The sequence below is a fragment of the Bizionia argentinensis JUB59 genome (assembly GCF_000224335.1).
Taxonomy (GTDB): Bacteria; Bacteroidota; Bacteroidia; order Flavobacteriales; family Flavobacteriaceae; genus Algorimicrobium; species Algorimicrobium argentinense.
Window position 1 is genome coordinate 1 of sequence record NZ_AFXZ01000033.1, and the last position, 14866, is coordinate 14866.

At 34.5% G+C, this 14866-nt stretch carries 14 protein-coding genes; 6 read left to right on the plus strand and 8 right to left on the minus strand.

Annotated elements, in window-relative coordinates:
- Positions 1-1651: alkaline phosphatase PafA (gene pafA, locus BZARG_RS09050; RefSeq protein ID WP_040288348.1), on the minus strand; the 1651-nt coding region annotated here is incomplete at its 3' end.
- Between the two features lie 107 nt (positions 1652-1758).
- On the opposite strand from pafA, the gene BZARG_RS09055 reads away from it, so the two are divergent.
- Together BZARG_RS09055 and BZARG_RS09060 are read left to right on the plus strand one after the other, a co-directional pair.
- Entirely contained in the window at positions 1759-2499 is a 741-nt protein-coding gene (locus BZARG_RS09055; protein WP_008637590.1) for an MlaE family ABC transporter permease, read from the plus strand.
- Positions 2496-3266, plus strand: coding sequence for an ABC transporter ATP-binding protein (locus BZARG_RS09060; protein WP_008637582.1), 771 nt, complete (start codon positions 2496-2498; stop codon positions 3264-3266). Before BZARG_RS09055 ends, BZARG_RS09060 begins: the two co-directional genes overlap by 4 nt.
- Here BZARG_RS09060 and BZARG_RS09065 read toward each other — a convergent pair whose 3' ends face one another.
- From BZARG_RS09065 to BZARG_RS15870, 4 genes are all read right to left on the minus strand, one after another.
- The gene (locus tag BZARG_RS09065; RefSeq protein WP_008637568.1) at positions 3267-4754 is read right to left on the minus strand and encodes a DUF389 domain-containing protein; all 1488 of its coding nucleotides are present in this window, start codon (positions 4752-4754) and stop codon (positions 3267-3269) included.
- A 5-nt stretch (positions 4755-4759) separates the two neighbouring features.
- Positions 4760-5839, minus strand: a complete 1080-nt coding sequence (locus BZARG_RS09070; RefSeq protein ID WP_008637575.1) for a mannose-1-phosphate guanylyltransferase — start codon at positions 5837-5839, stop codon at positions 4760-4762.
- Between the two features lie 63 nt (positions 5840-5902).
- Entirely contained in the window at positions 5903-6502 is a 600-nt protein-coding gene (locus BZARG_RS09075; protein WP_008637581.1) for a SprT-like domain-containing protein, read from the minus strand.
- A 141-nt stretch (positions 6503-6643) separates the two neighbouring features.
- A complete protein-coding gene (locus BZARG_RS15870; protein WP_008637607.1) occupies positions 6644-6781 on the minus strand; it encodes a hypothetical protein in 138 nt (45 codons plus the stop codon).
- A 221-nt stretch (positions 6782-7002) separates the two neighbouring features.
- Here BZARG_RS15870 and BZARG_RS09080 point away from each other — a divergent pair, with 221 nt between their 5' ends.
- The 3 genes from BZARG_RS09080 to BZARG_RS09090 are packed head-to-tail and all read left to right on the plus strand — an operon-like array spanning position 7003 to position 8728.
- The gene (locus tag BZARG_RS09080) at positions 7003-8286 is read left to right on the plus strand and encodes a DEAD/DEAH box helicase (protein WP_008637572.1); all 1284 of its coding nucleotides are present in this window, start codon (positions 7003-7005) and stop codon (positions 8284-8286) included.
- A 3-nt stretch (positions 8287-8289) separates the two neighbouring features.
- A complete protein-coding gene (locus BZARG_RS09085; RefSeq protein WP_008637576.1) occupies positions 8290-8502 on the plus strand; it encodes a DUF6500 family protein in 213 nt (70 codons plus the stop codon).
- Position 8503: 1 nt separating this feature from the next.
- The gene (locus tag BZARG_RS09090; protein ID WP_040288351.1) at positions 8504-8728 is read left to right on the plus strand and encodes a VF530 family protein; all 225 of its coding nucleotides are present in this window, start codon (positions 8504-8506) and stop codon (positions 8726-8728) included.
- A gap of 49 nt (positions 8729-8777) precedes the next feature.
- Here BZARG_RS09090 and BZARG_RS09095 read toward each other — a convergent pair whose 3' ends face one another.
- The 3 genes from BZARG_RS09095 to trpA all read right to left on the minus strand — a co-directional run bounded on the left by BZARG_RS09095 (position 8778) and on the right by trpA (position 10898).
- On the minus strand, positions 8778-9830 hold the full coding sequence (locus tag BZARG_RS09095; RefSeq protein WP_008637578.1) for a DUF481 domain-containing protein: 1053 nt from the start codon (positions 9828-9830) through the stop codon (positions 8778-8780).
- Positions 9831-9897: 67 nt separating this feature from the next.
- Positions 9898-10122 (minus strand): hypothetical protein, encoded by a 225-nt coding sequence (locus BZARG_RS09100; RefSeq protein WP_008637593.1) that lies wholly within the window; start codon positions 10120-10122, stop codon positions 9898-9900.
- 11 nt (positions 10123-10133) lie between these two features.
- Positions 10134-10898, minus strand: a complete 765-nt coding sequence (gene trpA / locus BZARG_RS09105; RefSeq protein ID WP_008637580.1) for a tryptophan synthase subunit alpha — start codon at positions 10896-10898, stop codon at positions 10134-10136.
- A 573-nt stretch (positions 10899-11471) separates the two neighbouring features.
- Between trpA and BZARG_RS09110 the strand changes: the two genes are divergently transcribed.
- A complete protein-coding gene (locus BZARG_RS09110) occupies positions 11472-14849 on the plus strand; it encodes a GEVED domain-containing protein (protein ID WP_008637563.1) in 3378 nt (1125 codons plus the stop codon).
- Positions 14850-14866 lie beyond the last annotated feature (17 nt).

A 14866-nucleotide genomic window follows, 5' to 3' on the forward strand; every position in this document is an offset into this window, starting at 1 on the left:
CTAATGGTTTTCCTGTTGCTCCGCTTGGAAAACTGATACCTAACATAGCTGAAATAGTTGGTGCAATATCTGGAATAACAGTTTTCTGTAATGTACTGCCCTTAACTATACCTTTTCCAAAGAACAATAGAGGCACGTGCGTATCATAATTATAGCCACTACCATGTGAAGACCCTGTTTTACTATATGATAGATAACCAGCACTTGGAACGATTAGCAAATCGCCAGATCGTTTTTGGTTGTATCCATTTTGTAATAAAGATTCAACGCCAAGTGAAAATGAGTTATTATTCATAGTTGTTGCCGAATATATTTTAGTTACATCATGAAATCCAATCAGTTCATTTACAATCGTTTCTTGAACATCAGCTAAATTTAATTTTAAGGTCGAAATTTTTTCTCTATTTAAGAATATCTGATTGTTACTTACATTTTCAATTAAATCGTCAGTACCAAAAGTATCCTTCATAAACGTGCTGAATTTTTGTTTTGTTTCCTTGTTGTTTAAATAGCCTGAAGGAATTTTAACTGATTTCAAATAGGAAGGTACTTCCACAGCGCCATGATCGGCAGTTAAAAACACAGTATATTCCCCAACGCCAACGTTTTTATCCAAGTATTTAAAAAAACGTTCTAAATCTAAATCTAAACGTAAATAGGTGTCCTGAATTTCTTTGGAACTCACTCCAAAATTATGACCTACATAATCAGTACTAGAATAACTTAAAGTTAAAACATCGGTATTAGCATCTTGACCTAATTGTTCACCTTCAATAGCTGCTATAGCGAAATCAGTTGTTAAGTTATTACCGTAAGCAACAGCTTTCAGTATATCATAACCTTTATTATCATTTTTTAAACTTGCTAAATCATAAGGGAAGGTTGCTGTCTCTTTTCCTTTAAAACCACCTTCAAATGTGTTTAAATCCGGACCGCTTTCGGTGTAGGTTTCAATAGGGTATAAGGTGTTCCATTCTTTTATATAAGACTCTGTTTGTCCAGATTTATTAAAATCTTTTACCCAGTTAGGCAAATCATTCATATAAAACGAACTGCTTATCCATTTTCCTTCGTCTTCACCATGAAACCAATAAGCAGCATTGGCAGTGTGTCCTGCTGGTAAAATAGCTCCTCTATCTTTCATGGCGACACCAATAGTTTTTCCGTGCATTTGCGTGAATAAACGATTCTCATCAGCAAAAGATGTTGTTTGCATACGGTGAGGAGACATTTTTCCAGCGTCATCCGTTGTACCTAGTGGTTGCATGGAATCATCACCTGCACAATAAACAGAAGTTTTAAGTTCTTTATCATACCAATTATTCGCAATTATTCCGTGGTTTTTTGGCGTTGTTCCGGTGAAAACAGACGCGTGTCCTGGCCCTGTATAGGTCGGAATATAATTAAAATGATTGTTTTTACAATTAAAACCATCGTTCATCATGCGTTTGAAACCGCCTTCCGAATATTTATCATAAAAACGGGTTAAATAATCATAGCGCATTTGATCTACTACAATTCCAATAATTAATTTTGGATTTGCTGTTTGAACTGTTTCTTTCGTAGCATTAGCGGTCCTTACGGGTTGTTTTTGAGCTTGGCAAGCGCTAAAAAATATAGCGACTACAAGAAAAATAGAAAAGTTTTTCATTTTGAAGTTTATATTAATAATCAAAAGTAAGGATTTTTAAATATCCTTAAATGAAATTAGCGTTAAATACGTTTTTGTTTTTTAATTTAGCAGGAATAATACGCAGTATGAATTACCTACACAATATTGGTGCTTATTTTTTAATGATTAAGCAAATATTCCGCAAGCCAACAAAATGGTCTGTTATGAAGCGTTTAATCTTTAACGAGATTGATGATTTGATAATTGGCTCTTTAGGCATTGTTGCTTTTATTTCGTTTTTTGTTGGTGGTGTTGTAACCATTCAAACGGCATTAAACTTAACAAGCCCTATAATTCCAAAAACGCTTGTTGGTTTTGCGACTAGACAATCCGTTATTTTGGAATTTGCACCTACTTTTATATCCATTATTATGGCTGGAAAGGTAGGCTCTTTTATTACTTCAACTATCGGAACCATGCGCGTTACAGAACAAATTGACGCACTCGAGGTTATGGGTATAAACGCCATTAACTATTTGGTTTTTCCCAAGTTTATAGCTTTAATGCTGTACCCATTTGTAATATCTATTGCTATGTTTCTAGGTATTGTTGGTGGATTGGCGGCGTGTTATTTTGGAGGATTTGTTTCCATTGAAGACTATATAATTGGTGTTCAAATGGATTTTATTCCCTTTCATATAACGTACGCTTTTATAAAAACAATTGTTTTTGCTTTCCTTATTGCTACTATACCTTCATTTTATGGATTTTACATGCGCGGTGGTGCATTAGAAGTTGGTAAAGCTAGTACAACATCGTTTGTATGGACGAGTGTCATGATTATTTTGAGTAATTATATATTAACCCAATTATTGCTAAGTGTATGATAGAAGTTAAAGATTTGCACAAATCGTTTGGTGGTGCTCATATTTTAAAAGGTATATCTACCACTTTTGAAAAAGGAAAAACTAGTTTGGTTATTGGCCAAAGTGGATCTGGTAAAACCGTATTCTTGAAATGCTTATTGGGGCTTTTTTCACCTGAAGAAGGAACTATCTCTTATGATGGTAAAATATATTCAGAACTGTCTGGTGATCAAAAAAGTGATCTTCGTGCCGAAATGGGAATGGTTTTTCAAGGTAGCGCGCTTTTCGATTCTATGACTATTTTAGAAAACGTTATGTTTCCCTTACGTATGTTTACAAAGCAAAGTAAAAGTGAGATGCAAGAACGTGCTAATTTTGTTTTAAAGCGCGTTAATTTAGCAGAGGATGACCATAATAAGTTTCCAAGTGAAGCCTCTGGTGGAATGCAAAAGCGTGTCGCTATTGCACGTGCGATTGTTAATAAACCCAATTATCTTTTTTGCGATGAGCCAAACTCTGGTTTAGACCCAAAAACCGCGATGGTTATAGATAATTTGATTCAAGAGATTACCGAAGAATACAATATAACTACCATAATCAATTCTCACGATATGAATTCCGTTATGGAAATCGGGCAGAAGATTGTGTTTTTAAAAGATGGTTTAAAAGAATGGGAAGGCTCCAGAGACAATGTTTTTAAGACTGACAATGAAGCCGTAACCGACTTTGTGTATTCTTCTGAACTCTTTAAAAAAGTACGCCAGATGTATCTAGAGGAACGCGTGTAATTACCTTATACGTCTTACCACTATCGTATCTAATTTTAATTTTACTTTTAGCCAACGTTCTAGTTTATTCTGTTCTTTGGCAATAGCATCTTCTTTTATTTTAGATAAATCCCACTTCACAGAAAATATTGAAATCGTATCGGTCTTTTTAAAGTCTGATATAATTTCATTTGCATAATTAAAGCGTTGCAAGCTTTCGTAATTAATTTCAACTTCTTTAATGACATCGTTAAAAGGAATAGTGTGTTTTTCTAGATTGGATAAATCCCTCATGCGACTTTCCAAATGTGCAATTTTTTGTGTTTGTTCAACTAAATCAACCGAATCACGGAACCTTAATTGCTCCATATATTTCATATTGTCGTACTGAACCGTGCGACTCTGATTAAATATTATACGCGTATTTGATAAAGCCGGATAATTGTTTTTTTTGCTTTTAATGAGCCCGATAGTTGATTCGGGGATTTCACCTAATCCATAGGTGTTAAATTCAATATAGGAATCACCATTATTAAAACTTGGAATCGTATTCTTTTTAATGTACTCGTATTGTGGTAAACCTTTTAACTCGTTATCCACAAAGCGTTTTGCTTCCGTATCAAAATTACTTTCTTGTAAAACATGCCAAAATGTATAAGTGGCAGGTATCATAACCACTACAGCTAATAACGACGCTATTCTAGCAGTACGTTTACGTTTTTTAGAATTCGCATATTTAAGCATTGGAAAACGAAGCGTTTTTAACACTATAAACGTTGCCAACGCAATAAAAATGGTATTGATGATAAATAAATACATGGCACCAAAAAAGTAGGGCCAATTGCCCTTGGCTAATCCATATCCGGCTGTACATAGTGGAGGCATTAAAGCGGTGGCAATAGCTACACCAAATATGGCGGAGGCAATTGTTCCTCGTTTAGTTTTAGCAATTATTAATGCAGCACCACCAAAAAACGCAATTAATACATCACGAATATCTGGCTGTACACGACCTAAAAGTTCAGATGTATCTTCACTTAAAGGAAATAATCTAAAGAATAGATAGGCTGTCAATAAACTTAAAACAATCATAATAGCCAAGTTGACTAACGATCGCTTCATCGTGTCAATATCATTCACCGCTACTGATAGACCGATTCCTAAAATAGGACCCATAAGTGGTGAAATTAACATGGCGCCAATTACAACAGCTGTAGAGTTAGCGTTTAAGCCTACTGAAGCGACAAAAATCGAGCAAACTAAAATCCAAGCCGTTGCACCTTTAAACGAAATGTCTTTTTTAATGGCAATAACCGTTTCGTCACGATCCGTATCCTCACGAAAATCTAATAATTCTATTAAGAATACTTTTATAGTTTGAAAAAGACCTTTAGCATCTTTTTTTACAGCTTTTTTTGATTCTTCAACGGCCGCATCCTTTTTAGCTTCTTCGTTTCCAGTTTCTTTTTGGTCTTCCTCTTCCGAGAAATTAAATTTATTTTCTTCCATTCTTATTAAATGAATTGATCGCCAAATTTATTTTTTACGTTCTCTAAAGTCGTTTTTATTTCTTGCTCTTTAGACTTCGGAAAGATAAGTAAAACTTCCTCTTTATCGACAACTATATAATCGTTTAATCCGTCAATAACAACAAGCTTTTTGCCTTCTGTTCTAATCATATTTCCAGAAGCATTCTCTGTTAAGGTTTTCGCGTTTACTACAGCATTGTTGTCGTTGTCTTTATCTAATTTATCATACAAACTACCCCAAGTTCCTAAATCATTCCAGTCGAAAGTTGCAGGGAGAACAAATACGTTTTTTGAAGATTCCATAATGGCATAATCCACAGAAATATTTTCCGCTTTACTGTAGTTTTCTTCAATAAATAAAGCTTCATCTTCCGTATTATAAGAATTTATTCCTTTTTGAAAAAGTGCAAATAACGCCGATTGATTGTTTTTAAAAGCGTCGATAACGCTAGCTACGCTCCATACAAAAATACCCGCATTCCATAAAAAATTACCTTTTTCAATAAAAGCTTTAGCGGTTTTATAATCGGGTTTTTCTCGAAATTGTGTAACCGGTTTTATAGGCGTTTTTTCCAGTTTATCGTATTCAATATAACCATAACCTGTATTTGGGAAAGTCGGTTTAATGCCTAATGTCATCAAGGCATCGTTTTTTGAACAGAATTTAAACGCTTGCTTTACATTTTCAGTGAAAGCATTTTCATCTTCAATCCAATGATCAGTGGGCGCTACAATCATTAAAGCGTCTGGGTTTTCTTTCTGAATTTTCAAGGAAGCATAAAGTATACAAGGTGCTGTATTTCGCATGGCAGGTTCTAACACTACTTGGCGTTCAGAAACCTCTGGGAGTTGTTCAGACACTAAATCATTATAACGCTCATTGGTTAAAATGTATATGTTTTCTTTAGGAATGATTTTGCTTAAACGGCTGAACGTTTTTTGAATTAACGTATCACCGGTTCCTAACATATCATGAAATTGTTTTGGGAAATCTTGCGTACTTACTGGCCAAAATCGTGAGCCCACACCACCAGCCATTAATATGGCGTAATAATCTTTATTCATTTAGTTTCATTTAATCTATACCAGTTATTATCGCTCATAGAAATATTTCTGGTAAGATATTCATTAATCATTTAAAACGTCTACTTCTGCATTTGGGTTGAAAAGATACAATTTTCCTGTTTTAATTTCTATACATTCAATGCGTTTCACTCTTTTATTGCCTTTTTTAAAAACCTTACCATTATATAATTTAAAAGTTTGTCCCAAAGGAACCTCAAAAACATAGGTTTTATCATTGGGAGGGTCAAATTGTTTTAATGCAAAAGCTAATTGAATATCGGTATCGCTACTTGCTTTTGGGTTTTTAAAATGATTAGCCAAAAGTGGTAAAAGGTCCATCGGGAAAATTTCTGGATTTAAAAATGGTAACATCAATGTTTGAAAGGTGTATTTCCATGCTTTACCATGCGGCTTAATGTTCTTTCCGTAAGTGTTATAAGCCTCAAAATGCGCTATTTCATGGATAAGAGTTATTAAAAAACGATAAGAATTTAAATTAGAGTTAATAGTGATTTCGTGTTTCCCGTTAGGTAATCGTCTATAATCGCCGTGTCGTGTCTTGCGTTCGGTTTTAATTCTCACCGATAAATCGTCATGATCTAACAGGGCTATTATTGGAGAAATAGCAGCTTCAGGAATGTAGGATTTTAGAGTATTTTCCATCTTGCAAAATAAAGCAATTCAGATTTGATTTACAGATTTAAATTTAGGTAATTTTTCTTGCTTTTTCTCGACATGTTTTTCCATAAAAAAAGCCTATTCTAAATTATATAAAATAGGCTTTATCTAAAATAGAAAAAGTAATTATTTTTTATTTTGCTGTTTTTTAATGGTTTCTTTATCCATATCGTTGGTTTCAATATTAGTGTTTCCCGTTGGACTTGTTGGATTGTTCTGTTTCTTTGTTGGATTAAATTTTCTTTTATCTTCGAATTCCCCCATAATGTTTGATTTTTATGTTAACATCAAGATAAGGAGTGTTTTGTGATATTTTATTAAAACATCTTAAAAACCAAAGGATTAAGCAAGGGTTTTTACATATAAATGCCTTGTTATAAAAATTCTATTATTACATAATAAGGAATTAAATAATCTTACCTTTGCCGCTAACTTTAGAAGTGGCATCTGTTTTTTATTAGATTATCACTTCACAAATAAAACATATGACATTTAAGCAATTAGGTTTGTCTGACGCCCTTTTAAAAGCGGTCAGCAAGCAAGGCTATGAAAAGCCCTCTCCAATTCAACAAAAAGCAATACCACCAGTTTTAGAAGGTCGCGATGTATTAGCATCCGCGCAAACTGGTACAGGGAAAACAGCAGGTTTTACATTGCCGTTGTTGCAAATTTTATCGCAGACAGAAACATCTAGACAGCGACCAATAAGGGCTTTAATTTTAACGCCAACGCGTGAATTAGCCGCACAAGTTCATGAAAACGTTAGGCAATATAGCGAGTTTACAGATTTACGCTCATTAGTAATATTTGGTGGGGTTAATCAAAAACCACAAGTAGCCGCACTTAATCGTGGTGTAGATGTTTTAGTCGCCACGCCTGGTCGCCTTTTAGATTTGCAAAATCAAGGCGCTATTTGTCTTAGAAAAATAGAAATCCTTGTTTTGGATGAGGCCGATAGGATGTTGGATATGGGCTTTTTACGCGATATCGAACGTATTATGGCTTTAATGCCGGCTAAAAGACAAAACTTACTGTTTTCCGCTACGTTTTCTAAAGATATAAAAAGATTGGCGAGTGGTATTTTAAATAAACCTGTTTTAGTGGAAGCTACACCAGAGAATTCAACTGTAGACGCTATTACGCAAAAAGTATATCGTGTTGCTAAAGGCAAAAAAACAGGCTTAATTATCAAATTAATATCCGAAGGTAATTGGAATCAGGTACTTGTTTTTGCCAGAACTAAACATGGCGCGAACAAGCTTTGTAAAAGTATGATAAGTAGTGGGATTACAGCTGCTGCTATTCATGGAAATAAAAGCCAAGGAGCTAGAACAAAAGCATTAGCTGGTTTCAAATCTGGTCAAATAAGTGTGTTGGTGGCAACAGATATTGCCGCTCGTGGTTTAGATATTCCGTTATTGCCTCACGTTATTAACTTCGAATTACCAAATATTTCAGAAGATTATGTTCACCGAATTGGTAGAACAGGTAGAGCAGGAGCAAGTGGTGAAGCCATTTCATTGGTAAGCGCAGATGAAACGACTTTTTTACGTGATATAGAAAAATTGGTGGGCGAAAAGATTCCAGTAACTATTTTGGAAGGATTTGAACCGGATCCAAACGCTTCGACACAGCCTATTAAACAAGGGCAAGGTAGAAGTAACCAATCTAGAGGTCCTAAAAAAACGTCGGATAATTCATCTAAAAAATCATCTAGAGGTAGTGATAGCCGTTCATCCAGCAGACGACCAAAAAGTAGAAGAGATTAAATTATGACAGCAGAATTAAAAGCTAAAATAATAAATGTTTGTGATAAAAAAATAGCACAGAAAGGTGAGCTTGTTGGCTTATCTTTCTATGCTTTTTTTGCTAATAAAAATGACAATCCAGAACTGCTTATGGAAGCTGCTACCTGGTGGATTCAAACGCATAAATTAGATCATTTTGAAAAAGCTGTGAAAATTAAGAATTTAATTAATCAGTAGAATGGAGCAGCAACCTAACAACCCATTGCATGGCGTAACCCTTGAGAAGATTCTTACGGATCTCGAGGCGCATTATGGTTGGGAGTACCTGGGATATAACATTAAAATAAAATGTTTCACGGATAAACCCTCCATTAAATCTAGTCTAAAATTTTTAAGACGTACACCTTGGGCTCGGGATAAAGTTGAAGGTATGTATTTAAAAATGCTTCGAAGAAATAAATAATTCTGTTCCTGAAAATTTCCCGATTATCTTTAAATAAGAAGCGAAAGAATTAATTAAATTCCCAACCAAAGGTAGATTGAAACACATAATCTGAAACCGAAGCGCCTTCTACAGGTTTGCTATCGTAATTATATGTAAGACCTAATTTAATAAAAAAATCTAGGGGCAAATCATATTTCAAATTTAGTTTGTAATCAGCTCTATATCGACTGCTTTCCGTTAAACTTGGATAGAAAGTCAATCCGGTATTCATGCTAAAATCATTGAAGTCAAACATGTTTAGGGACAGGTTAGCGTAAGCTTCCATGGAGTTTCTTTGGGTATTCAAGTCGTCTGAAAATTGTTCACTATTATATGCCACACCAACACCACCGCCAAAATACAGTTTGTTAGTATGAATAAAGTACTTTCCGAAACCCGTTTTGACTGTAGAGCGTAATTTTAGTTTTTGTTCATCATTGGATAAGAAATTAGCTTCTGAAGAATAGAACCAATCGTTTTTCATGAAATAATTAAAGGCTAAACTGGCGTCTGTTCGTTGAGTTTCATCAACATCATTCTGATTGCTTCTTACAGAATTATAACTACCGTTTAGTAACCATTTATAAGCCGTATAACTCAAGTTACTGTTTACAGAAAACTGTTTTAAATTATTGCTTTTTGTAATATTAAATCCTAAAGAAATAGAAGCATTAATTCGCGACATAAAATCGTTTTTTATGGGCTTTATAAATACAATATTTTTTATGGGAACAGTTATTTCAGTGTCATTTTCTATGAATGTAACTTGACCATCTTCACCGAAATTTGTATTTAGCGTACTGTTAATGCGCTTTCCATTAGTTAAATTTAATAAAAAGGTTTGTTTACTTCTAATGCTCTTTATATCAATCCAGGTAATTTTAAAATTAGAATCGCTATAGCTAGTTTTAACGGTTACTACACCGCGATCCATTGATTTTATTTCACCAATAATTTTATCATTATTTTTTAAAATAAGCGTATCATTTTGCGACCAAGAAAATTGTGATATTAAACAAAAAACACCAAGTAATATGTAGCTTAAGAATGGTTTTGTTTTTCCGTATTTCTTGGTAATCATGCGTAATGTTTTTAAAGAATCAAAGATACTAAAAATTGCAATTTTAAAAAGACGTTATACTCTGATTTCAGGACTTTCTGACTAGTAATTTCACGAGAACAAAACGCAGTAACAATATAAACGGAAAACCGTGAAGAATTACGTCAAACCAATCCGTTAATTGCATACCATTTGCGCCGCCAAAAATCCATTTTAGTTTACCCCAAATATGAGGTTCTGGATAAAATGGGGCCATTCCAAGCGTTAAACATAATAAAACAAGCAATTTCCAATCGTTAAGAATTTTAGACATGAAGAACCTTTTTATACAAGAATATTTTTAGTGAAGTTAGGAATTCCTTGAATACCTTCACGCTTTAAATGTTTTATAAATGCGCTACCAATAATGGCGCCTTTGGCATGTTTAGTCGCTTGATTAAAGGTCTCATTTGTAGATATACCAAAGCCTATTATTTGCGGATTTTTTAAATTCATGGCTTCAATTCGTTTGAAATAATCCATTTGTGCTGTTCCAAAAACAGACTGACCACCCGTTACGCTAGCACTGCTAACCATATAAATAAACCCTTTTGAAATGGAATCAATAAAATGAATCCGCTCTTCAGAAGTTTGTGGTGTAATTAAAAACACATTGATAAGTCCGTGTTTTTCGAATACCGCTTTATACTCATCGTTGTAAACATCAACAGGCAAATCGGGTATAATTAAACCATCAATTCCAATATCTTGGCATTTTGCACAAAATGCTTCTACGCCATATTGTAAAATAGGATTGAAATATCCCATGATTATTAACGGAATACTAACTGTTTCACGAATGTTTTTTAATTGTTCAAAAAGAATATCGCTAGTCATGCCGTTTTTCAAAGCTTGAGCAGAGCTGGCCTGAATAGTTGGCCCATCTGCAAGAGGATCGCTAAAAGGTAAACCGATTTCGATCATATCAACACCATTTTTCTCCAAGTCTTGAATTATAATTGCGGTATCTTCTAAATTAGGGAATCCTGCTGTAAAGTATATAGAGAGTAAATTTTTGTCCTCTTGTAATTTTTTATTTATTCTGTTCATGAATTTATATTATAAATCATTAGTGTCCGGCTAAAATACGATTTTATATAAAAAGATAATCTAAAGCGAACAAAATGATTGGCCTTTGTCAAGCCAAACTGATGTCATTTACGGGCATTTTACCTAAAGCATATTAAGATATTGTTTTTTGTAAAGAACAACTTTAAAACCAATTTTAAATTCCAAAGAAAATATGTTTATGATTCGCTGCGCTTGTATAACGTGTAATCTTAAGTTCATTATTATATGCTCATTGCTTTTTAATTTCACATAATATCTGTATCCTAATATTAAATTTCTACTGCACGATAAATGATAATGTTAATGAAAGGTTTATTAGATTTTAGTATCAAACTTTATAAAAATAAAATCTCATTTAGAGATAAAGTAATAAGGTTCAGGCATTTTAATTTTTTGTTTTAAAGTTTTTCCTCTAAAGGCACGTGGCGCCTAGTATTGTTAAATTGTGTTAATGTTGTTCAGCGAAATCTCTTGTTAAAATTTTCTTAATTCACAAAATTTTAATAGTTTCACACAATATTTAATAATTAAAACTCATATATCCCCTAAATTATGAAGAATTACTACACGAAACCTGTAGCATTAATGGCATTAATGTTTACTGTTTTTACTGGGTTCTCCCAGACTGATGCTGAAAAAGCTCAAATTACCAATGATTATAACAAGCAAAACATTGAAAGATTAACTTCGGAGTTTACTTCCAAAGCAACAATCGAGAAGCGTAAAGCTAACCAGATGGCCAAGGAAAAAAATTGGCCACTAATTATTGAAAAAGATGGTGCTTATATGGAACTTCAAAAAGTTTCTGAAACTGGGACACCTCTTTATTACACAACCTTTAATGTTGATGCTGCAAAGTCAACTAGAGCAAATCATTTAAATTCTGGAGGCTCTTTAGGTCTTAATCTAAACGGTCAGAACATGACGGCACACGTTTGGGATGGTGGTTTGGCAAGAGTGTCACATCAAGAATATGACGGTCAAGGTGGTAGCAACCGATTTTCAGCTGGAGATAATTCAACAGCTTTAAATTACCACTCTGCCCATGTTACGGGAACCATTATAGCTTCTGGAGTTGTAGCAAAGGCTAAAGGAATGGCGCCTCACGCAAAAGCGAAAGGCTATGATTGGAATAATGATGCTGCTGAAGCTTCTTCAGCTAGTGCAAACGGTATGCTTATCTCTAATCACTCTTATGGATATGCAACTCGTAATTCTCAAGGTCAACCTCAATTACCTTCTTATTATTTTGGAGGTTACATTACAGATTCAAGAGATTGGGATCAAATTATGTTTAATGCTCCAAATTATCTAATGGTGGTAGCCGCAGGAAACGATGGTAGTGATAATTCTGCAAATGGTGCGCCTCTTGATGGTTATTCAGGTTATGATAAACTTTCAGGCCATGCCACAGCAAAAAACGGAATGGTTGTAGCCAATGCTAATGATGCTAATATTAGTAGCAATGGTAGTTTAATTTCTGTAAGTATTAACAGTTCTAGTAGTCAAGGTCCTACCGATGATTACCGTATCAAGCCAGATATTACAGGTAATGGTACAGGCGTATATTCTACTTATGATGGTAGTAATAGCGCTTATAATAGTATTACAGGAACTTCAATGGCTTCACCAAACGTTGCAGGTACTTTATTGATACTTCAACAACACGCCAAGAATGTTGAAGGCTCTTTTATGAGAGCTGCTACATTAAAAGGATTAGCCTTGCATACTGCCGATGATGTTGGACCAAATGGACCGGATGCGGTTTACGGATGGGGTCTTTTAAACGCAAAAAGAGCGGCTGAAGCCATTTCTAATAATGGTAGTAAATCTAAAATTACTGAATTGAACTTAAGTAATGGTCAGACGTATCAAATTACAGTAGATGCTGATGGTGTTAATGATCTTATGGCTTCTATTTCTTGGACGGACAGAGCAGGTACGGCTGTAACAGTTGCAAACTCATCTAATCCTATTTTAGTAAATGATTTAGATGTTAGAGTAACCAAAACTGGAACAACTTATTCACCTTGGAGATTAACAGGCGTTACCACCAATGGAAAAGGAGATAATAATGTTGATCCTTATGAGCGTGTGGATGTTGCAAATGCTTCAGGTACTTATACGATTACCGTTACGCATAAGGGTTCATTAACTGGTGGGAGCCAAAATTATTCATTAATCGTAACAGGTTTATCGGCTACTCCTATAGCATGTACTGCTACAGTGCCTACAGGATTATCTGTTAGTAGCATTGCAGGTACAACTGCAAGTATATCTTGGAATACAGTAACATCAGCTACGTATGATGTACGTTACAGAGCAACAGGTACTTCAACATGGAATACAACTGCTGTTTCTGGAACTACAACAACATTAAACGGACTTACATCAGAGACTACTTATGAAGTTCAGGTAAGAAGTAGATGTGCTGGAGGAAGTGATTCGGCTTACAGTACTTCAAAAACCTTTACAACTACTGGTACTCAAATTGATTATTGTGTAGGAACTAGTAAAAACTCTAGTGATGAATATATTGGTCGAGTACAATTGGCCAGTATAGATAAAACTTCAGGAGCACAAAACTATTCTGATTTTACAAGTACATCAACAAATTTAAGTGCTGATGAAACGTATACTATTACTATTACTCCTAAATGGTCAGGAAGTAAATATAATGAAGGATACGCAGTTTGGATCGATTATAATAACGATGGTGATTTTACTGATGCAGGCGAGCTTGTATGGAGTAAAGCAGCATCTACAGTATCACCTGTTTCTGGAAGCTTCAAGGTTCCTGCAGGCGCCGCTAGTGGTGCAACACGCATGAGAGTTGCCCTTAAATATAATGGCATTCCAACACCATGTGAAGCTTTTAATTATGGTGAAGTTGAAGATTATACAGTGGTTATTGGATCGGGATCAGGTTCGGATACACAAGCACCAAGTGTACCATCTAATTTATCAGCATCTAATGTTACTCAAACAACAGCATTGTTATCTTGGACAGTTTCAACAGACAATGTTGGTGTAACAGGTTATGATCTATATAGTGGAACAACACTTCTAGGAACGGTTGCGGTTAATTCTGCTAATGTTACTGGAATGACGGCTAATACTAATTATTCTTACACTGTAAAAGCTAAAGATGCTGCGGGTAATGTATCAGGAGCAAGTAACGTACTTTCTTTCAAAACACTATCGGATGCAGCTGTTAATTACTGCGCTTCTAAAGGAGGTTCAAATTATGAATGGATTGATTATGTGTCTTATGGCGGTATGACCAATAGCACAGGTGCTAATGGAGGCTATGGTGACTTTACGTCTAAAACAGCTACTGTTGCAAAAGGATCTACAAATCAAATTGTTTTCAGTGCAGGATTTGCGAGTTCAGCTTATACGGAGTATTGGGCTGTTTGGATTGATTTAAATCAAAATGGTACTTTTGAAGCTAATGAAAAAATGGTTTCAGGATCTTCAGCCAGTGCTGCTAATCTTGGCGCAGATATTACCATTCCATCAAGTGCTTTAACAGGTACTACTAGAATGCGTGTGTCTATGAAATATAACGCTGCACAAACGGCTTGTGAATCATTTAGTTATGGTGAAGTTGAAGACTACACGGTAAACATTACTAACCAATCAAGCAGTTATGAAGTCTTAAATGACGTTTATGCAGAAGCTTTAAGTAATGAGCCTAACGTTTATGATATTCAATTATATCCTAATCCTGTTGCTAACAGCTTAAATGTGAGAGTTAAGGATAGTAGAGATGCTAACTTTAGTATTTCAAATATGTTAGGACAAGAAGTTGAAAAAGGACAAGTGAATAACAGAAGTATTAATGTTTCTAATTTACAATCTGGAACTTATATTATAAAAGTAAATGATGGTCAAAAACCATTAGTCAAAAAGTTTATAAAATTATAATAGAAAGCTAATTTAAG